This window comes from Micromonospora sp. DT41 (assembly GCF_049841715.1).
In the GTDB taxonomy this organism is placed as follows: domain Bacteria; phylum Actinomycetota; class Actinomycetes; order Mycobacteriales; family Micromonosporaceae; genus Micromonospora; species Micromonospora profundi.
In genome coordinates this window covers 37,871-57,753 of sequence record NZ_JBNCKU010000010.1, presented here as the reverse complement: position 1 = coordinate 57,753, position 19,883 = coordinate 37,871, and the positions used below count along the sequence as shown (strand labels likewise).

The following is a 19,883-nucleotide window of genomic DNA, read 5'->3' as shown; positions in this document are numbered from 1 at the left end:
AATCATGCGGGTATGCACCAAAAGAGGGGAGTCGGGTGGATGCACGCACGGCACGGCTTGCGGGGCCTGCTGCGAGAGTTGCGCCGGCCCGCGCCCGGACCGGTCGACGCGACACCGGGCCACTCGGATCTGCTGCTGCGGGTGCTCTGCCACGAGTTCCGTACGCCGGTCAGCACGTTGACGTCGTTGACCCGGGCGCTGGCCGACGAGCGTCGGGCGCTCACCGACGCCGACCGTCAGGCGATCACCGAGTTGGCCCGCGACCAGGCACTGCACCTCCAGAGCCTGCTGCGGGACGCGACCGCGGGCACCGGCGCGCTGACGCCGACAGCCCAGGCGGACACCACAGTGCCCCTGGTCGGCATCCTGCGCGAGGCGGCCGCGCTGGTGCCACCGTCGCGGCGGCGGGCCCGGGCCACGCGCCGGGCGGCCACCTGCCCGGTGCCGGCCGGTCGAACGCGGCAGGTGTTGGTGAACCTCGTGGAGAACGCGCTGCGACACGGGCCGACCGGGGGGCACGTCGGGATCTACGCGGCGCTGCGCGGCTCCGGCCTGAGCATCGTGGTGACCGACCAGGGGCGGGTGAGTGAGGATCTGCTGCTGGCGCTGCGCCGCCCGGCGCCGGCGGTCGGGATGTCCGGGCTCGGCCTGTGGATCGTGCGGCAACTGGTGGCCGTCGACGGGGGAACGCTGCGGGTGTTCCGGCTGCGCCCTCGTGGCGTGGCGCTGGAGGTGCTGCTTCCGGCTGCCGCCCCGCCACGCTGACCCCGTCGGGACGCGGATTGGCCCGGCAGGGTCACCGGTCGGGGAACCGCATCGGTGCCAGCATTCCCGGCACTGAGGAGGATCGATGTTCAGCCACATCAAGGATCTACAGTTCGAGGCCAAGCCGGATGGTCCGGACGCCGCCTTCGCCCGCCGGCTCCAGGAGGTCCTGGGCGGCAAGTGGGGCGAGATGACAGTCGCCAACCAGTACCTCTTCCAGGGGTGGAACTGCCGGCTGCCCGGCAAGTACAAGGATCTGCTGCTCGACGTCGGCACCGAGGAGGTCGGTCACGTCGAGATGATCGTCACCATGATCACCCGATTGCTTGACAACGCGCCGCTGTCGCTGTCGGAGGGCGTCGCGGACAACCCCGGGGGCGCGGCGACCTACGCCGGGTCGAACCCGGCGCACTTCATCCACGGCGGTGGCGGGGCGTTGCCCGCCGACTCCAACGGTGTGCCCTGGAACGGCGCGTTCATCACCGCCAGCGGCAACCTGATGGCTGACTTCCAGCTCAACGTGACCGCCGAGGCCCAGGGTCGACTCCAGGTCGCCCGCCTGTTCAACATGACCGACGACCCGGGCGTCAAGCAGATGCTGCGCTTCCTGCTGGCCCGCGACACGATGCACCAGAACATGTGGCTGGCGGCCATCGAGCAGTTGAAGGAGGACGGCCTGGAGGACATGCCGGTGCCCGAGGCGTTTCCGGATTCGGGCGAGTTCTCCGACGAGTTCAGCTACACCTACCTGGGCTTCTCCGCAGGCACCGACGCCGCGCAGGGGCGGTGGGCGTCCGGGCCCACGCCGGACGGCAAGGGCGAGTTCCGGTACGACGACAACCCGGTCGCGAACGCCCCGGAGCCGGCGTTGGCCCCGGGTGACCCGCGGCTGTACGGCACCAATCCGGGCGTGGTCGGCGGGTGGTGAACACGGTCAAGAGCAAGCTCACCTGATGCCGTCCCGTCGGGTCGCCCGGGTTCCCGTGCGGCCCGACGGCGGGTGTCAGCCCGCGTCCGGCCGTGCCGCTGGAAGTGGTCTGGGTCACATGATGGAACAAGGGGAACGTTTTGTTACTTGAGTGGTACACGCTCAAGTCAACGTGATAGCAGGTGTTCGATGGCAACTCTTCCGGTACTTCCCCTGACCGACGCCGTTCTCCTTCCCGGCATGGTCATCCCGGTGACCCTCGACCCGACCACCCAGGCCGCCATCGACGCGGCGCGGGCGACCGGCGACCGCAAGCTGCTGGCCGTCCCGCGCATCGACGGCGAGTACGGCCCCGTCGGCGTGGTCGCCACCATCGAGAAGGTCGGCCGGCTGCCCGAGGGTGAGCCCGCCGCCGTCATCCGTGGCCTGTCCCGGGCCCGTATCGGCTCTGGTGTGCCGGGCCCCGGCGCGGCGCTCTGGGTCGAGGCGGCCGAACTCGACGAGCCGGCACCCGCCGGCCGGGCCCGGGAACTCGCCCGCGAGTACCGCGCCCTGGTGACCTCAGTGCTCCAGCAGCGGGGCGCCTGGCAGGTCATCGACGCGGTGGAGCGGATGACCGACCTCTCCGAGCTGGCCGACTCGGCCGGGTACGCGCCCTGGCTGACAGTGGACCAGAAGAACGAACTGCTCGCCGCGCCGGACGTCACCGCCCGGCTGGAACTGCTCGTCGGCTGGGTGAAGGACTACCTGGCCGAGCAGGAGGTCACCGAGCAGATCAACAGCGACGTCCGCGAAGGGCTGGAGAAGTCGCAGCGGGAGTTCCTGCTGCGCCAACAGCTCGCCGCGATCCGCAAGGAACTGGGCGAGGACGAGCCCGACGGTTCGGCCGACTACCGGTCCCGCGTCGAGAGCGCCGACCTGCCGGAGAAGGTCCGTGAGGCCGCTCTGCGCGAGGTGGGCAAGCTGGAGCGGTCCAGTGACGCCTCCCCGGAGGCCGGCTGGATCCGTACCTGGCTGGACACCGTTCTCGAAATGCCGTGGGGCACGCGTACCCAGGACAACACCGACCTGGCCGCGGCCCGGGAGGTGCTCGACGCCGACCACGCCGGCCTGGCCGACGTGAAGGACCGCATCCTGGAGTACCTCGCGGTGCGCAACCGCCGGGCCGAGCGCAACCTCGGCGTGGTCGGCGGGCGCGGCTCCGGCGCGGTGCTGGCCCTCGCCGGTCCTCCCGGTGTCGGCAAGACCAGCCTCGGCGAGTCGGTGGCCAGGTCGCTCGGGCGTAACTTCGTCCGGGTCTCCCTCGGCGGTGTGCGCGACGAGGCCGAGATCCGCGGTCACCGGCGCACGTACGTCGGCGCGCTGCCGGGTCGGATCGTCCGCGCCCTGCGCGAGGCCGGTTCGATGAACCCGGTCGTGCTCCTCGACGAGGTGGACAAGCTGGCCGCAGGCTATGCCGGTGACCCGGCCGCCGCCCTGCTGGAGGTGCTCGACCCGGCGCAGAACCACACCTTCCGCGATCACTACCTGGAGGTCGACCTCGACCTGTCCGACGTGCTCTTCCTGGCCACCGCCAACGTGGTGGAGTCCATCCCCGGCCCGCTGCTGGACCGGATGGAGCTGGTCATGCTCGATGGCTACACCGAGGACGAGAAGGTCGCCATCGCCCGGGACCACCTGCTGCCCCGGCAGCGGGAACGGGCCGGTCTGACCGCCGACGAGGTGCAGATCGCCGACGAGGCGCTGGCACTGGTCGCGGGGGAGTACACCCGGGAGGCAGGCGTCCGGCAGCTCGAACGTGGCCTGGCCAAGATCCTGCGCAAGGTGGCGGTGACGCTGGCGACCGACCCGTCGCCGGTACGCGTCGACACCGGCAACCTCGCCACCTACCTGGGACGGCCGAAGTTCACTCCGGAGTCGGCAGAGCGCACCGCTGTGCCCGGCGTGGCGACCGGGCTCGCCGTCACCGGCGCGGGTGGGGACGTGCTCTTCATCGAGGCGACCAGCATGGAGGGCGAGCCGGGGCTGACCCTTACCGGTCAGCTCGGTGACGTGATGAAGGAGTCGGCGCACATCGCGCTGTCGTACCTGCGCTCCAACGGGCGGCGGTTCGGCATCGACCCGAACGTCCTGGCCGGACGCCGGATCCACGTCCACTTCCCGGCGGGCGCGGTGCCCAAGGACGGCCCGAGCGCCGGCATCACAATGGTGACGGCCCTGGCGTCGCTTGTCACCGGCCGGCCGGTCCGCCCCGAGTTCGGGATGACAGGCGAGGTGACGCTCTCCGGGCGGGTGCTGCCGATCGGCGGGGTGAAGCAGAAACTGCTCGCCGCGCACCGGGCCGGCCTCACCGAGGTCATCATCCCGGCCCGCAACGAGCCGGACCTGGACGACCTGCCGGCCGAGGTACGCGAGGCGCTGACAGTGCACACCCTGGCCGACGTGGCCGACGTACTCGCCCTGGCGTTGCGTCCGGCCGACGTCGAAGCGCTGGACGGTCCGGCGCTCGCCGCGGCCTGACGCTCCACCGCAACGGCCCCCACCGTCTCGTGTAGACGGTGGGGGCCGTTTGCGTACTACTGTCTCGGTCGAGCTCTCAACAACCCTCACCGCCGCGAGGCGGCGCCCCCGGAGGAACCCCCGTGAACACCGTGCTCTGGGTCATCCAGATCCTGCTCGCCGCCATCTTCGCCGGCGCCGGCCTGGCCAAACTGACCCAGCCGAAGGAGAAGCTGCGCGACCGGATGGGCTGGGTCGACCCCGTCCCGCCCAGCCAGGTCAAGGCGCTCGGGGCCGTCGAGGTGCTTGCCGCCTTCGGCCTCGTGCTGCCCGCCCTCACCGGTATCGCCACCGTCCTCACCCCGCTGGCAGCCCTCGGGCTGGTCATCGTCATGATCGGCGCCATCCTGGTGCACCTGCGCGACATGAAGAAGCAGGACACCGCCGACCGGCGCCGCACGGAGATCCAGGGCGCCGTCACCTGCGTGGTGCTGCTCGTCCTCGCCGCCGTCGTGGCGTGGGGTCGCTTCGGCCCGTACTCCCTCTGATCCGCGCCGGCGGCGTGCTCAGCGCTCGTCGCCTCCACGGTCTCGACGGACTGTGGCCTTGCGGCCCTTGATCGTGCTCTGGCGCAGCCCCGAGATGACCTCGTCGGCAACCCCCTGCGGCACCTCCACCAGCGAGAACCGGTCGGCGATCTCGATCGAGCCGATGTCCCGGCCACGGATACCGGTCTCCCCGGTGATCGCGCCCACCAGATCCTGCGGGCGTACGCCGGCACGCCGACCCAGGCCCACGAAGACCTGGACGGTGTTGCCGCCGCCCGAACGAGGCCGGCCCCCGCCACGACGATCGCCGCCCCGGCCACCGGCCTCCGGGCGACCCTCACGCGGGCCGCGCACCGGCACCTGCGGGATCTCCTCCTCGTCGTCGGAGCCCGGCGAGGTCACCTCGTGCGCGAGCTTCACGGCGGCGAGGGCGACCTCCATCAGGTCGAACTCGTCGGTAAGCGTCTCCACGATCACCCGGTACGGGTCGAGGTCGTCCTCCAGCAGGCTCTCCCGCAGCGCCGCCTGCGTCAGCTCCAACCGGCGGGTACGCATGTCCGCAACCGTGGGGATCTTGTCGATGGTGATCCGCTGGCCGGTCACCCGCTCGATCGTCTTGAGCATCCGGTGCTCGCGCGGCTCGGCGAGGGTGATCGCCACGCCCTCACGCCCGGCCCGACCCACCCGCCCGATCCGGTGCACGTACGACTCCGGCGCCGACGGCACGTCGTAGTTGACCACGTGGGTGAGCTGCTCGACGTCCAGCCCTCGCGCCGCCACGTCGGTGGCCACCAGCAGGTCGGCCGTGCCGGCCCGCAGGCGCCCCATCACCCGGTCCCGCTGTTCCTGGCTCATCCCGCCGTGCAGCGCCTCGGAGCGGTAGCCCCGGCCGTTCATCGTCTCGGTCAGCCGGTCGACCTCCTCGCGGCTGCGGCAGAACACGATGGCGGCCGTCGGCGACTCCACGTCAAGCACCCGACCCAGCGCGGCAGGCTTGTGCGCCCGCGTCACGATGTACGCGCTCTGCCGCACCCGGGGCGCCTCACCCGCGACCTGCTGCTCCCGGCCGATCTCGATGCGGACCGGCTCGCGCAGGTGCTGGCGGGCCATCCCGTCGATGCGCGACGGCATGGTGGCCGAGAAGAGCACGGTCTGGCGCTGCGCCGGAGCGTGCTCCAGGATCGCCTCGATGTCCTCGGCGAAGCCCATGTCGAGCATCTCGTCGGCCTCGTCGAGCACCACCGTGGCCAGGCCGCCGAGGCGCAGGGTGCCCCGGGCGATGTGGTCCAGTGCCCGCCCGGGGGTGGCCACCACCACGTCAACCCCGCTGTCCAGCGCCCGCAACTGCCTCCCGATCGGCTGCCCACCGTAGATCGGCAGCACCCGCGCGCCCAGGTCCTTGCCGTAGCGGTGGAACGCCTCGGACACCTGCACCGCCAGCTCCCGCGTCGGCACCAGCACCAGCGCCACCGGGTCGCCGCCCTGGCGGTGCGGCGTCATGAGGTTCAGCAGCGGCAGCGCGAACGCTGCCGTCTTGCCGGTGCCGGTGGCTGCCTGCCCCAGCAGGTCCCGACCCTCCAGCAGGGGCGGGATGGCCTCCCGCTGGATGGGAGTCGGCTCCTCGTAGCCGAGGGCTGCCAACGCGCCCAGCAGCTCGGAGCGCAGCCCCAGCTCCGTGAAGGCGTTCGCCTCGTCGGTGGCGTCGGGGGCGTTGTCGGTCGGGGCGTCGTGCTGTGCAGGTGCGGAACTCATGCGTCAAGTTTTTCATCACCCCGTCGCGCCCGCTGCGCCGCCCGGCACAACATCAGTGGCCGTTGCCGTGCGACACCGCTCCGGACCGACGCCAGGGCCGCCCGCCGCCCCGTGTCGGCGGGCGGCCGGATCAGCCGCCGTCCGGTGTCGGCGGGCGGCCGGATCAGCCGCCGTCCGGTGTCGGCGGGCGGCCGGATCAGCCGCCGACGCTCAGGAGCGCGAAGATCATCGTGGCGGCGATGGCCGCGTCCAGCACCCCGCACCACTCGGAGAAGGCGCGTGGCACCACCCGCCCGGTGCGGTGATGCGCAAGATCCCAGACGGCGTGCGCCAACCAACCGAAGGCGACCAGCCAACCGGCGGTCCGCCCACCGGCCGCCACCGCGACCAGCGCCAGGCCGACCCAGCCGGCCAGACCGAGGAACTGCGTGGTGAGCACCCCGGGCCCGCGCAACGTCCGCCGTGCCAGACCGATCAGCAGGTACGCCCCGGGCAGCACCAGCATCGTCCACGGGCTGAGCAGAGCCGGGTCGACCCACATGTCCACGGTCATCAGCAGGGCCAACCCGGTCGGCCAGCGGCGGGCGAGCGCCACGACGGCCGGGTGCCGGCGTACCGCCACCGGTGCCGCGTGCCGGTGCCGCAGCGCCACCAGCACCATCGCCGGCACCATCAGCAGGTGGCCGCCGAGCAGCATCGCGTCGGCGTCCAGCAGACCGGCCCACATCGGCACGAACAGCAGCAGGAACGGGACGTACATCGCGGCGGCCATCTCGCCGACCGCGTCCCATCCGTGCGCCCGGTACCGCATCCAGACGGTCATGCCGATTGTCATGTTGGTGGCCATCGTGAGCGCGGCCACCTCCGGGCTGCCCAGCGCCCCGGCGACGCCGAGCAGCGCGCCGGCCGTCTCCCACACCGGGCCGAGCAGCAGCATCCCGGCGATCATGGCGATCGCCATCTCACCGAGGTGCCACAGCAGGCGCCTGGTGCCGCCGGCCGGCGGGACCCTGCCCGGAGGCGCGGCGTCCGTCGGCGCGCTGTCCGGAGGCGCGTTGTCCGACGGTGGGTTGTCCGGCGGCGCGTAGTTCGGCGGTGTCGTCGGCGGCTGCGGTCCGGTCGGCGGTGCGACGGGAGTGTCGGCGTGTGTCTCTGTCTGTCCCATGACGTTCACACTGCCGGCGCCGCCGCGCGGTGGGCAGGCGCGTCCGTCACCGGAAAACCGTGCGGACCGCACGGGTCGACAGTGACATCTCGCAGGGGTGGACCGGGCGCGGGCCGGTCCTAGGATCGGTGCGTGGCGATCGAGGCGGTGATCCCCCGGGCGGACCGCCGGCTGCACCGGGCCCGGCAGGCGACACTGCTGTCACTTGCTACCGGTGTCTGGGCGAGTGTCCTGCTGCCGGCGGTCGGTCTGACCCGCGAGCCCGACCCACGCCGGGTGGCGCTCGGCGCGGCCGGCATCCTCGCCTTCATGATCGCCCAGACCGCCGTGCTGTACGCGGCAGTGACGCCCTGGCTCGACCCACTGTGGCGTCGCCGTGCCCAGCTGAGCCTGGTCGGGGCGGCGGTCCTTACCGTCCCGTTCGTGGGGCCGGTGGCGGCAGGCGCCTGGCCGACCTGGGCCTGGTTGGGCGCGGCACTGATCGGCATGGCGCCGCTGCTGCTCCGACTGCGGGCGGCACTGGTGATGGCGGCCGGCGTCGTGCTGGTGACGGCGGCTGTCGCCGCGTGGACGGGAGGTTCCGTCGCGCGTCACCTCGCTGTGACCGGCGGAGTCGGCGTCGGCGTCGCCGCCGTCAACGGATTCCAGGTCTGGTTCTGGGATCTGCTCGTGGACGCCCGGCAGGGGCAGGCAGCACAGGCCCGACTGGCCGCCGCCGAGGAGCGGTTGCGTTTCGCCCGCGACGTGCACGACGTCCTCGGGCACAGCCTCACGGTGATCGCGTTGAAGGCCGAACTCGCCGCGCGGCTGGCCACTGTGGACCCGGAGCGGGCCGGCCGGGAGGCCACCGAGGTGCAACGGCTCGCCGCGTCCGCCCTGACCGAGGTACGGGAGACGGTGCACGGCTACCGGGCCGTCGACCTCGGCGAGCAGTTGGAAGCCGTGGTGGGCGTCCTGCGCTCCTGCGGTGTGCGCTGCACTGTCGTTTCACCACCGGCCGACCTGCCCCAGCGTGTCGCCACCGAGCTGGCGGCCGTGCTGCGGGAGGCGGGGACGAACGTGCTGCGGCACAGCCGCGCCGACTGGTGCCGGATCCAGTTTCAACGGGAGGACGACGTGGTCAGGATGACCGTGGCAAACGACGGCGCCGACGACCGAGGGCCCGACGGGCACAGCCACGGGCTGCGTGGGCTGGGCGACAGGCTCACCGCCGTCGGCGGCGAACTGCGGGTACGCCGGGACGACGCGGTGTTCACCATCGAGGCCGCCGTGCCGGTGACCTCGTGATCCGCGTCCTGCTCGCCGACGACGAGGACCTGATCCGGGTCGCCGTCGGCGCGCTGCTCGCTCTGGAGCCGGACATCGAGGTGGTGGGACACGCCGCCGACGGCCCGGCGGCGGTCACCGCGGCACTCGCACACCGCCCCGACGTGGCCGTCGTGGACCTGGAGATGCCCGGCCTGGACGGCATCGCGGTCGCCGCCGAGCTGACCCGCGCCCGCCCTGACTGCGCGGTGGTCGTCCTCACCGGGCACGGCCGTCCGGGTCACCTGCGCCAGGCGTTGACCGCCGGGGCCCGGGGGTTCCTGCCCAAGGGCGCCCCCGGCAGCGCGCTCGCCGACGTGATCCGCCGTGTGCACGCCGGCGGCCGGTACGTCGACCCGTCGCTGGCCGCCGACGCGTTGACCCTTCCCGCCTGCCCGTTGACACCCCGCGAGCTGGAGACACTGCGGCTGGCCGAGTTCGGCGCCCCGGTCGCGGTGATCGCCCGCCGGGTGCACCTGTCCACCGGCACGGTGCGCAACCACCTCTCCGCCGCCGTGCAGAAGCTCGGCGCGGCAGACCGGGCCGAGGCGCTCCGCACCGCCCGAAACAACGGCTGGCTCTAACCCATCCCGCAGCCCACCTCCGCCCGCCCGTCCCAGCCGCCTGTCCCCAGCCGCCCGTCCCCGGTGATCATGAGGTTGACGGGGTCCCGGCCGGCATTTCCCTCCGTCAACCTCATGATCGACCCGAAGGGTGGGGGGTGGGGGGTGAGGGCGCGGGTGGGGCACGGGGCGCGGGGTGGGGGTGGGGGATAGCTTTTGGGGGTGCGGACGGTGGAGTTGGTTTGTTCGAACGGGTTGGACGGTGCGGTGCGGGCGGTGTGGGACCGGTTGGCGCAGGTCGGGCTGCCCAGCCTGGCCCGCAACACCCACCCCACCAACCGGCCGCACCTGACAGTCGCCGCCGTGGACGAGTTCCCACCCGGGGCGGAGCACCGCATCGCCGACCTGCTGGACGCCGCGCTTCCGCTGCCGGTCACGCTCGACCGGGTCGTGGTCCTCGACGGCAGCGCGCCGTTGGTCTGGCTCGTACGCCCCACTCCGGCGTTGACCGCGCTCCACGCCGCCGTCTGGGACGTTCTCGCCGACGCCGACGGGCACCGCCCGTGGCACGCGCCGGGGGCGTGGGTGCCGCACCTGAGCCTTGCCCTGCGGTTCCGCGACGCGGACCTGCGGCTGGCCCGTGCCGTCACCGGTGGGCAGCGCCCGACGGGCACGTTCGCGTCCGCCCGCAGCTACGACAGCACGGACCGGACGGTGACGCCGCTGACCCGGCTGCGATAGCGCGCCGCGTCGGCCCGGACGGCCCGGGTGCACAAGGGCCGTCCGGACGTCGACGTCCTAGCGGTAGAAGCGCAGGTAGTCGAACTCGGCGGTGACCGACGGTTCGGCGCCGCCGTGCGCGACGAGCCCGATCCGGGGGTGGTGTCAGCCGGGAAGGTCCACACCGCACCCCAGGTCCAGGTACGCCCGTCCCGGCTGGAGCCGGCCCGGAACTCGTGTTCACCGGTTGCCCGGTCGACGTGGTGCGCCAGCCGTAGCCAGGTGGTGGTGGCCGGGGTGCCGACGATGCTGCCGCCGTAGACCGGCTGGCCGGCGTACGGCAGCTCGTAGCCGTACTCGACCTGGCGGGTGTTCCAGATCGCCACCTGGGCGAGGCGGGCGAACCGGTCGTCGTCCACGTAGGCGACCAGGCCGGCCTGCTGGTAGTTGCGGACGGTCTCCTCGCCCAGGTCCAGGGTCACCTTTGTCTCGACGACGTAGTCGCCGGTGGGCGCGTCGCGCAGCAGCACACCCGCCGTGTTGCCGGTGCCGGTCAGGTCGGCGGCCTGCACCGGCCAGCGCAGCGCCCCGCCGGAGACGGTGGCCGCCGGGTCCTCGCGTACCCACCGCCAGTCGCCGTCGAGCCCGTCGTCGAACTCGTCGGAGTACGCCCGCAGCGGCGCACCGGTCACGCGGGGTTCGGGCACCGCCCGCTTCGCCGGCTGGTACAGCCGGGCCACGCTTACGTTGTCGAACTCGGCCGGGCCGCCGGTGGCCGTCAACCCGACCGGCCCTGCCGCCGGACGGTCCAGCCGCAACGACACCACGGCGAGTTGGTCACCCAGTCGGGCCGGGCTCAGTTCGGCGACGAGCTGCCGCCCGCGTACCTCGATGGCCAGGTTGTGCTGGTCGGCCGGTGCGAAGCCGGCGGGCAGCGGCGCGGTGGCGGTCCTGCGGCCGTCGGTGGCGACCAGACGGCCGCCGTCCACCCGGACCGCGACCCGGTCGCCCAGGGTGATGCCGGCGCTTGTCGCGCCGGACAACCGCAGGTCGGCCTCCGCGCGCACGTCGCCGCCGACTGTGGTACGGCTGGTCAGCGCGCCACTGCCGGTGAGCCGGCCGTCGGCGACCCGCCACTGGCCGGCGCGTCGCCAGTGGGCCAGGTCGGCGGTGTCGAACCGTTCGTCGACCCGTCCGGTCGTGACCGGCGCGGGTCGGAGCCCGTCGGACGGGCCGGCGCCCGCGTTGACAGTCGGCCAGCCGTCGATCCAGTCGAGCCGGTCCAGCAGCATCGGGCGTTCGTTGATGCCGAACGGTTCGTCGAGGTACGGGTCGGCGCGGTCGATTGCGTGGTAGACGATCCAGTCCTGGCCCGACAGGTCGGTGACGAACCCGTTGTGTCCGGCGCCGATCCACCGGTTGCCGTTCTGGGTGAGGACCGGGGTGCCGCCGGCCCGGGACGCGGTCAGCGTGACGCCGTCGCGGTCGGTGAACGGGCCGCGCGGGCTGCGCGCGCGTCCGACCTGGACGGAGTAGCCGGTGGCCGGGCCTGCGCAGCAGTTCGCCGTGGACGCGAACAGGTAGTACCAGCCGTCGTGGCGCAGCACGTAGCTGCCCTCGAACTTGTTGTCGACGGCCACCAGCGTCGGGGCGCCGACCGCCCGCAGCCCGTCCGGGCTCAACTCGGTGACCGAGATGCCACCGTAGTAGCTGCCGTAGTAGAGGTAGTGGCGCCCGTCGACGTCGGTGAACTGGCTGGGATCGATGGTCCACAGGTAGCCGCCACCGCCGCCGGGGCGCGGCGCGACGACGGGCTGCGCGGCGAAGGTCCACGGCCCGGTCGGGCTGGGCGCGGTGGCCGCGCCGATGGCGTAGTCGCTGCCCTCGGCCGAGACGGTCGTGTCGGTGACCGTCACGTACATGACCCACCGGTCGCCGATCCGGCGCACGTCAGGTGCCCAGAACGCCGCACCGGCTGCGGCGTAGGGCGGGCGCTGGTCCGGGCCGAACGCGTCGCCGACGTACGTCCAGTCGACAAGGTCGGCCGAGCGGGCCGTTGGCACCCGGTGGAACTCGTGTTCGCCCTCGCGCAGCGGGTCGGTGGTGCCGTAGGCGTACCAGAAGCCGTCGTCGCCGCGGACGATGACCGGGTCGGCGAAGGTGTCGCCGACGGCGGCGGAGACCGGGTTGCGGTAGCGCGACGGGCCAGGTGAGCCGGCGACGGACGTGGACGGGGTCGCGGCCAGGATCAGAAGGAGCACGGTGGCGAGCGCGCCGCCGCGGCGGAAATGTCGCATGGGGCCTACCTTCGCGAGAGTGGGTGGCGGTGTGGCGACAGGGGACGGTGTGCGCCCTCGTTTCTACAACGATGGATACAACGTTGTAAAGGGCGGGGCCTGCCCGCCGGATGTGCACGAGCGGGATCCGCCCGAACGGTGCGACGCGGTCGCAGCGATGATGGGGGCATGAGTGGTGGCACCGAGGGACGGCCGATGGCCGAGCTGGCCACGCTGCTGGCCGACGGCACCCGCGCCGACATCTGCGTGGCGCTGCTCGACGGCCGCGCCTGGACCGCCGGCGAGTTGGCCCGTCGGGCCGGCGTCGCCCCGTCGACGGCAAGCGACCACCTCACCCGTCTCGTCAGGGGTGGACTGCTTGTCGAAGAGCGGCAGGGCAGACACCGGTACCTGCGGCTCGCCGGGCCGTCCGTGGCCCAACTGATCGAGGCGCTGGCCGGCCACGCACCCGCCGCACCCCGTCCGGCCACGTCGCTGCGTGCGGCCACGGCCGCAACCGCGATGGCGTACGCCCGGACCTGCTACGACCACCTGGCCGGGCGGCTGGGCGTGCTGATGTACGACGCGCTGCTGGCCGGCGGGAAACTGGACCGGACCAGTGGGCTGGCGCTGACGCCCGATGGGTGGGCCTGGGCCGCCGGGCTGGGCGTACCTGTGGATGTGCTGCGCGCCGGGCGGCGTCCCGTGGTCCGCGACTGCCTTGACTGGACCGAGCGCCGCCCCCACCTGGCCGGCGCTCTCGGCGCGGCACTCTGCCGACGCTTCGCCGAACTGGACTGGACCACTCCCGGCGCCGGCCGCGCGGTCCGGCTGACGTCGGTCGGCCGCACGGCCCTGGCCGAAACCCTCGACGTCAGCGACGAGTCCCTTGCTCCCGCCGGCTCTCCACCATTGGCCAGCGGCCGGGCCTGATGCCGGATGGCGTCGCGCGCGCCCGCGTGACTGGCGACCTGACCGGCCGGGCTCACCCGGTCCAGCGTGGCCGGGCCGGTTCCCCCACCCGCACCAGCGGCCGGCCCTGCATCCGGCGCCCTGGCGCGGCCCTGTGCCTCGGCCGCTGGCGCCCGCCAACGCCACCACCGATCCGGCCAGGCACGGTGGTCCGTGCCGCCTGGTGCCGGCGCAGCCACGCCACCGCCGCCATCAGCAGCACGAGCACGACAACCATCCGCAGCGTGGTGATGACGGTCTGCGGGCCCGACCCGTACTGCAGGGCGCATTGCCCGAGCCCCATCGCGAACACCACCCGTACGGTGCTCATCGAGCGGAGCGCGAACGCCTCCGCAGCCCCGAAGCCCAACCCGAGCAGCAGGGCGATGAGCAGCAGCCCCACCGGCCCGTAGTAGGCGACCACCGACCCGAGGATGGTGGGCAACCAGTCGACGTACTGACTCAGCCCGTGTGCCGAGTCGATGTACGCCTCTTCACTGCGCTGCTCCAAGCTGCGGTTCTGCAGTTTCTGCGGGGAGAGGAAACTGGGAACGAGCATCGCCAGGTTGTTGCCAATCGTTTCCGAGCCGACGGGCTGGCCCGCGCCGCGAAGGCTGTCGAACACGAGAGCCCCGAAGGTGTTTCCGTCGAACCTGTAGATGACGTCGTTGGTGATCGCTTCCCGGCTCTGCGCGGTGTGGATCGACGTCGCGCCGTCCAGCAGCGCCTCGACGCGTTGCCCGCTACCGGCACCTGCGTCGAAGACCTCCCGGCCGGCGACCGCGCGGGTGGAGGAGATCAACGCGGTGAACGCGGCGACGATCACCACCATGAGGGCCACCTGCCGTCGAGACGGTCGGAGGCCGTGCAACGCTGCGCCGATCAGGGTGAGGACCGCCGCGAAGACGATCATTGCCCGGGTGCCCGCCAGCGCGAGCAGCACGCCCTGCACCGCCAGGACGGGCACGAGCCACCGCATCCCCCAGCGCACCAGGATGACCGCTCCGATGATGCCGACCACCGGCACCAGGAACTCACCGGCCAGATCGACGAGCACCCCGCCACGCTCGGGGATGTCGCTATCGGCGGCCACCGGTGCCAGCGGTTGCAGCGCACCCTTGCCCTGACCGGTCGCCACGAGGAGCGGCAGGACCAGAAGGAGCAGCCACGGTAGGCGCAGCCGTGCGAGACCGGCCTCGTCGTGGGCGTGGGCGGCCGGCTTGCGGCGACGCGAGTGCATCACGACCGACCCGTAGGTGACGGCGTAGCAGGCGATGGCGACGGAGACGAGCAGTATCCAATTGTCGATCAACTGCTGATCGACGTACGTGCGGAAGAAGTTGCGCCCCGGCCACATCGCCTGCATGACCTCTGTGACGCCGTGGAAGACCACGGCAGCGGCCAGCATCAACGCCCCCGGCCTGCGCCCCCATTCACCTCGGACCACTGTGTGCACCCAGATCAGGGCCGCCGCCTGAATCGTCAGACCCGCCCACACCGCCACCGTCACAACTGGTTCCCCCGAACCTGCACCCGGGCTGGATGTCGATCTCCGGCAGCCGGCACCAGCCCCAACCACCAGACCGCCGCACTACTCAACGCGCCGGCGCGAGTCAAGTAACCGCCCCGACCCGAACGGCACCCGTTCGCGCCACGGGGGCGTTCCCCCGCCCGAAAGTGGGCACAAGATCCAGGATCCAGTTGGTATCGCTCGCGGTCGAGGCCACCGGATCCTGGATCGAGCACGATCATGCGGGCGCAGGGGCGGACTGTTCGGTCGGGGGCGAACGGTTCGGGTCCTACGGTCGGGCGGTGACCGACACCTGGCCCGTCATCGCGCCCGCCGCCGCAACCCCGGCATGTGGCCCACCCTCGTTCGAGCCCGCCCGTGGCTGGTGGGTGACCCGCCACGCCGACGTCCGGGTGGCGCTCACCGATCCGGCCTTCCAGGTGCCGGCCGTCGACACCGGTCCGGCCGGCACACTCGCCTGGCTGCGCTCCGAGGTCAGCAGGTTCAGCCCGCCACAGCGGCACGCCGGGCGGCGGGCGATCGGAGTGGACGCGTTGGCCGCCCTTGATCCGGACGACCTGCGACACGAGGCGGGCCACCTCACCACAGGTGTCCTGGACGCCGCCGGTGACCGCCTCGACGTGATGCGTCACCTGGCCAGGGCGGTGCCGCTGCGGGTGCTGGCACGGCGGCTCGACTACGCCGATCCGGTCGCCGCCGCGTCGGCGGTGGAGGTCGTCGCCGCCGCGTACCACCCGGGGGCCGGCCCGTCGCTTGTGGAGCGGGCCGACCGGGCGGTGGCGACGTTGCTGATGCTGGCACCGGCTGGCCCGCCGCAGGTGCGGGCGAACCTGATCGGCCTGCTCGTCCAGGCGTGCGACGCCACCGCCGGTCTGATCGGCGCCGCCACCCACCACCTGCTGGCACCGGCCGCGCCCCGACCGCCCTGGGCGGCGGAAACCACCGAGATGCTGTCCGAGGTGCTCCGGCTCGACCCGCCGGTGCGGGCCACCCGCCGGGTGACGGTCACCGGGGTACGCCTGGGCGGTCGTCACCTTCCGCCGGGCAGCCCGGTGCTACTGCGCTTCGACGCCGCCAACCGCGACCCGCAGGAGTTCACCGACCCGGAGGCATTCCGGCCGGGTCGGCCCGGAGCGCGGATGGTGACCTTCGGCGCGGGGGAGCGCGGCTGCCCGGGTGACAGGCACGCCGTCGCCCTCGCGGCCGGGGTGTTCGACGTGCTGCGGAAGCGGTGCCGGCGTACCGATGCCGCGCTGCGGCATGAGCCGCACCCCACACTGCGCGTGCCGACGGCGCTGGAGGTGACGCTCCGATGACCGGCACCTCTGTCCACACCGCGCGGCGTGCGGCGTTCCACGCCCTGCACGACGCCGGCCGGTCCGGCCGGCCGCTGCTGCTGCCCAACGCCTGGGACCACGCCTCGGCGGCGGCCCTCGCGGCGCGCGGCCATCCGGCGATCGGCACCACAAGCCTCGGCGTCGCCGCGGCCGCCGGCCGACCCGACGGCGTCGCGGCCACCTCCGTCGAGACGCTGGCTCTGGCCCGCCGGGTCGCCCGGCTGCCGGTGCTGCTCACCGTCGACGTGGAGGCCGGGTTCGGCGACGACCCCGCGACCGTCGCCGGGTACGTGTCGGAGCTGGCCGGGCTCGGCGTGGTCGGGATCAACCTGGAGGACGGACGCCCCGACGGCACCCTCGCCGACCCCGACGGCACGGCCGACACCATCGCGGCAGTGAAGGCGGCCGTACCGGACCTGTTCGTCAACGCCCGTACCGACACGTGGTGGCTGGGCGTGGCCGACCCGTTGCCGCAGGGTCTGGCCCGCGCCCGGATCTACCGGTCCGCCGGAGCGGACGGGATCTTCGTGCCCGGCGTCGTCGACGAGGTGACGCTGCGTGTCCTCACCGGGCGGATCGACGCGCCGGTGAACGCGCTGTACCAACCGGGCGGGCCGAGCGTGGCCGAGCTGGGCAGCGCCGGGGTCGCCCGGGTCAGCACCGGCTCCCTGCTGTTCCGCGCCGCGTTGGCCGCCGCGCTCGACACCGCCGACGTGGTGCGCTCCGACGGGGTCGTCGACCCGGCGGGCCTGCCGTCGTACGCCGAAGTGCAGGGCCTGGCGACGGCGGCCGGTGCCTGACGGCGCGGCCCGTCGCCTTCAGTCGCCTGACCCGCTCCCGTGTGTCGTGCCTACGGCGCCTCGCCCCACCCGCTCCCGTTCGGGGCAGATAGGAGGATTGTTCGGTACATGCCGGTCCCGATGATTACGGTGTGTTTCAGGGCGATCTGCCAGTGCCGTGACCGGAGAAGGGACCCCGTCATGCGAGTGCCCAGTCGTAGCCCGGGACAGCAGCCCGGCACGCCCGCGTCGCCCACCGCACCGGCCCGTCGCCAGCCTTTCGGCAGCAGCCCTCGACGGCTCGCCGCCACCGCACCCGACCTCGCCGCCTACCGGGCGGCAGTGGCCGAACTGCTTGTCGAGGTGGGCGCCCTTGCCGACGCGGCCAGCACCCGGGCCCGGCAGGTGCTCATCGACCAGCGGCTGCGCGAGCCCGCCCTGGCGGCGGTGCTCGACGCCACCCCGCAGGGTCTCCTCGGCGCGCGCGAGACGCTGCTGCTGGAGATGGCCCGCTACCAGCCGAACGACCGCACCTCGGCTCGGGACCTCACCGCGCTGGTCCGCATCTACCTGCTCTCCCGCATCGACGTGCTGTGGTGGCAGGACGCGCCGGTGTTCGTCACCGACGACCAGGTGAACGGCAGTGCCGACCTTGTCGATCTGGAGTGGCTGCGCCGCCGCGACCTGCTGAGCTTCCGCTACCAGGAGCAGCCCGCCACAGTGCTGGGCCGCGCGGCGCGCGGGCTACGCCGCCGACTGCGGCCGGACGCGACACCGCGTACCGCCGGACTGCTGTTCCGGCGCGCCCGGCGGGAGGTCGTGGCGCTGCTCAACGACCTCGGGCGGGAGTTCGCCGCCACCGCGCCCCCGGCCACGCCGCCACTGTGGGTGACAAGCCTTGTCCGCAGTACGGAGCATCAGTACCGCCTGCGCCGCCTCGGCTACGCGGCGATGCTGCCCAGCGGACACTGCCTCGGCTACTCCGTCGACGTCGAACTGGCCTGGTTCGAACGGTTCGGCGCCCGGGAGGCCCTCGCCGAGTTGCTGCTGGCCCGGCAGGAGGCCGGCGAGCTGAACGTGATCGACGAGGGACAAGCCTGGCACCTGTGCCTGGCACCCACCGCCCGGCGCCGCCTGCGCCGGGCGTACGAGGCCGAGTTGGGGGTCTGAGCCCGTGTGTGGCATCGCGTTGAGTATCGGCCCCGAGGCCGACCCGGCCACCTTCCGGCGGATGCTCGCCGCCCTCGCCGCCCGAGGCGAGGTCACCGAGACCCGTTCCGAGAACGGGCTGCTCGCCGGCACCCGCCGGCTGCGGATCGTGGACCGGGACCGGGCCGTGCAGCCCTGGACCTCCACTGACGAGCGCTTGTTGCTCTGCTTCAACGGCGAGATCTTCAATCATCTCCAGTTGCGCGCACAGCTCACCAACCTCGGGCAGGTGTTCCGCACGCACAGCGACACCGAGGTGCTGCTCGCCGCGTTCCAGCAGTGGGGCGAGGCGGCGGTGACCCGCCTGCGCGGCGAGTACGCGTTCGCCATCGTCGAGCGGGCCACCGGCCGGGTGTACCTGGCCCGCGACCCGCTCGGGGTGAAGCCCCTGTACTGGTCGCGGCGACCCGGCTGTCTGCACCTCGCGTCCGAGGTCAAGGCGCTCGTCGGGCATCGCGCCCCGATCGTCGAGGTGCCGCCGGGGCAGCACGGCTGGGCCGAGCCCGACGGGCAGGTGCGCCTGCGCCCGTACGTCGACCTGCTCACCATCGGTGAGGGCCTACCGGTGATCGACGACCCGGACGAGGCCACGGTGCTCGTCCGCGCCGCGTTGAGCGACGCCATCCGGATGCGGGTGGACACCGATCTGACAGTCGGGGTGGTGCTGTCCGGCGGGCTGGACAGCTCGCTCACGCTGCGGCAGGTGCGCGACATCCACCCGGACTGTGTGGCGGTGACCGTCGGTGTGCCGGACAGCCCCGACGTGACGTACGCCCGGCGGCTCGCCGCCGACCTCGACGTGCCGCACGTCGTTGTCGAACTGAAACCGCGGGACATCCGGCTGGCCGACGTGCGCGAGGCAATCCGGATCTCCGAGCTGACCGAGTACGGCGACATCATCAACGCTGTCGTATCGGTGCCGATCTTCCGGCGGCTGCGGGATCTCGGCGTCAAGGTGGTGCTCACCGGCGACGGCTCCGACGAGCTGTTCGGTGGGTACTCCATGTACCACCAGGTCGACCCGGTCGCGTCCCGCAGGCTGTTCCTGCACCGCATCCGCAACCTGTGCCGTACCGAGTTGCAGCGGGTCGACCGCGCGGCCATGGGCCACGGCGTGGAGGCCCGGGTGCCGTTTCTCGACCTCAGCGTCGTGGAGTTGGCGATGCGGCTGCCGCTGGACCTGAAGCTGCGCGACGGTCAGGAGAAGTGGATCGTCCGGCGGGCGTTCGCCGACGCCCTGCCCGACTACGTGTTGCGGCGGCCGAAGAACCCGATGTCGTACTCGTCGGGGCTGCACGAGCGGGTCCGGCTGTACAAGCCGCTGTTCGCCCGGATGCACCGGGCGTTCGGCTACGACCTGCTGGAACCGGTCCGCCGGGACTTCGACACCGTGCTGAGCCGGTGCGGCAACGACCTGGACCGGGCCATCGCCGACGGGATGAACCGGCCCGACTACACGGTCCTGGAACATGCCCGCGACCTGGTCGGCGCGGCCAAGTGGAACGCCGCGCCGATGGTCCGCCGGCTCGTCGGCCCGCGCCCACCCCGCCGCTGA

At 72.8% G+C, this 19,883-nt stretch carries 16 protein-coding genes; 12 read left to right on the top strand and 4 right to left on the bottom strand.

Annotation, left to right across the window (positions count from 1 at the left end; translation table 11 throughout):
* Nucleotides 1-39 precede the first annotated feature (39 nt).
* From ACLQ23_RS19625 to ACLQ23_RS19610, 4 genes are all read left to right on the top strand, one after another.
* Nucleotides 40-765 carry a sensor histidine kinase gene (locus ACLQ23_RS19625; protein ID WP_355589342.1) on the top strand — a complete coding sequence of 242 codons (726 nt, stop codon included), beginning with the start codon at nucleotides 40-42 and terminating at the stop codon, nucleotides 763-765.
* Between the two features lie 85 nt (nucleotides 766-850).
* Nucleotides 851-1,693, top strand: coding sequence for a manganese catalase family protein (locus ACLQ23_RS19620; protein ID WP_425735170.1), 843 nt, complete (start codon nucleotides 851-853; stop codon nucleotides 1,691-1,693).
* A gap of 189 nt (nucleotides 1,694-1,882) precedes the next feature.
* Entirely contained in the window at nucleotides 1,883-4,213 is a 2,331-nt protein-coding gene (gene lon / locus ACLQ23_RS19615; protein ID WP_355589345.1) for an endopeptidase La, read from the top strand.
* A 122-nt stretch (nucleotides 4,214-4,335) separates the two neighbouring features.
* Nucleotides 4,336-4,740: a DoxX family protein gene (locus ACLQ23_RS19610; RefSeq protein WP_425735169.1), complete on the top strand. Its 405-nt coding sequence runs from the start codon at nucleotides 4,336-4,338 to the stop codon at nucleotides 4,738-4,740.
* An 18-nt stretch (nucleotides 4,741-4,758) separates the two neighbouring features.
* On the opposite strand, the gene ACLQ23_RS19605 is transcribed toward ACLQ23_RS19610, so the two are convergent.
* Nucleotides 4,759-6,492 carry a DEAD/DEAH box helicase gene (locus ACLQ23_RS19605; protein WP_425735168.1) on the bottom strand — a complete coding sequence of 578 codons (1,734 nt, stop codon included), beginning with the start codon at nucleotides 6,490-6,492 and terminating at the stop codon, nucleotides 4,759-4,761.
* A 196-nt stretch (nucleotides 6,493-6,688) separates the two neighbouring features.
* Entirely contained in the window at nucleotides 6,689-7,657 is a 969-nt protein-coding gene (locus ACLQ23_RS19600; RefSeq protein WP_425735167.1) for a hypothetical protein, read from the bottom strand.
* A gap of 132 nt (nucleotides 7,658-7,789) precedes the next feature.
* Between ACLQ23_RS19600 and ACLQ23_RS19595 the strand changes: the two genes are divergently transcribed.
* The 3 genes from ACLQ23_RS19595 (at nucleotide 7,790) to ACLQ23_RS19585 (ending at nucleotide 10,266) form a co-directional block, all read left to right on the top strand.
* Complete coding sequence (locus ACLQ23_RS19595; protein ID WP_425735166.1) at nucleotides 7,790-8,944, top strand: sensor histidine kinase; 1,155 nt, start codon at nucleotides 7,790-7,792, stop codon at nucleotides 8,942-8,944.
* Entirely contained in the window at nucleotides 8,941-9,546 is a 606-nt protein-coding gene (locus ACLQ23_RS19590; protein WP_355589355.1) for a response regulator transcription factor, read from the top strand. The genes ACLQ23_RS19595 and ACLQ23_RS19590 overlap by 4 nt, the downstream gene beginning before the upstream one ends.
* A gap of 201 nt (nucleotides 9,547-9,747) precedes the next feature.
* The gene (locus tag ACLQ23_RS19585; protein WP_425735165.1) at nucleotides 9,748-10,266 is read left to right on the top strand and encodes a 2'-5' RNA ligase family protein; all 519 of its coding nucleotides are present in this window, start codon (nucleotides 9,748-9,750) and stop codon (nucleotides 10,264-10,266) included.
* On the opposite strand, the gene ACLQ23_RS19580 is transcribed toward ACLQ23_RS19585, so the two are convergent.
* Entirely contained in the window at nucleotides 10,218-12,542 is a 2,325-nt protein-coding gene (locus tag ACLQ23_RS19580; RefSeq protein ID WP_425880904.1) for a family 43 glycosylhydrolase, read from the bottom strand. The two genes, ACLQ23_RS19585 and ACLQ23_RS19580, sit on opposite strands and share 49 nt — an antisense overlap.
* A gap of 168 nt (nucleotides 12,543-12,710) precedes the next feature.
* Between ACLQ23_RS19580 and ACLQ23_RS19575 the strand changes: the two genes are divergently transcribed.
* On the top strand, nucleotides 12,711-13,454 hold the full coding sequence (locus tag ACLQ23_RS19575; protein ID WP_425880903.1) for an ArsR/SmtB family transcription factor: 744 nt from the start codon (nucleotides 12,711-12,713) through the stop codon (nucleotides 13,452-13,454).
* 52 nt (nucleotides 13,455-13,506) lie between these two features.
* Here the strand turns inward: ACLQ23_RS19575 and ACLQ23_RS19570 are convergent, their stop codons facing one another.
* Nucleotides 13,507-14,982, bottom strand: a complete 1,476-nt coding sequence (locus tag ACLQ23_RS19570) for a hypothetical protein (RefSeq protein ID WP_425735163.1) — start codon at nucleotides 14,980-14,982, stop codon at nucleotides 13,507-13,509.
* A gap of 302 nt (nucleotides 14,983-15,284) precedes the next feature.
* Here ACLQ23_RS19570 and ACLQ23_RS19565 point away from each other — a divergent pair, with 302 nt between their 5' ends.
* The 4 genes from ACLQ23_RS19565 to ACLQ23_RS19550 all read left to right on the top strand — a co-directional run bounded on the left by ACLQ23_RS19565 (nucleotide 15,285) and on the right by ACLQ23_RS19550 (nucleotide 19,883).
* The gene (locus tag ACLQ23_RS19565) at nucleotides 15,285-16,319 is read left to right on the top strand and encodes a cytochrome P450 (RefSeq protein ID WP_355589365.1); all 1,035 of its coding nucleotides are present in this window, start codon (nucleotides 15,285-15,287) and stop codon (nucleotides 16,317-16,319) included.
* On the top strand, nucleotides 16,316-17,140 hold the full coding sequence (locus tag ACLQ23_RS19560) for an isocitrate lyase/PEP mutase family protein (protein WP_355589366.1): 825 nt from the start codon (nucleotides 16,316-16,318) through the stop codon (nucleotides 17,138-17,140). Before ACLQ23_RS19565 ends, ACLQ23_RS19560 begins: the two co-directional genes overlap by 4 nt.
* A gap of 180 nt (nucleotides 17,141-17,320) precedes the next feature.
* Nucleotides 17,321-18,289, top strand: a complete 969-nt coding sequence (locus tag ACLQ23_RS19555) for a DUF5715 family protein (RefSeq protein WP_355589368.1) — start codon at nucleotides 17,321-17,323, stop codon at nucleotides 18,287-18,289.
* A gap of 4 nt (nucleotides 18,290-18,293) precedes the next feature.
* The gene (locus ACLQ23_RS19550) at nucleotides 18,294-19,883 is read left to right on the top strand and encodes an asparagine synthetase B family protein (protein WP_355589370.1); all 1,590 of its coding nucleotides are present in this window, start codon (nucleotides 18,294-18,296) and stop codon (nucleotides 19,881-19,883) included.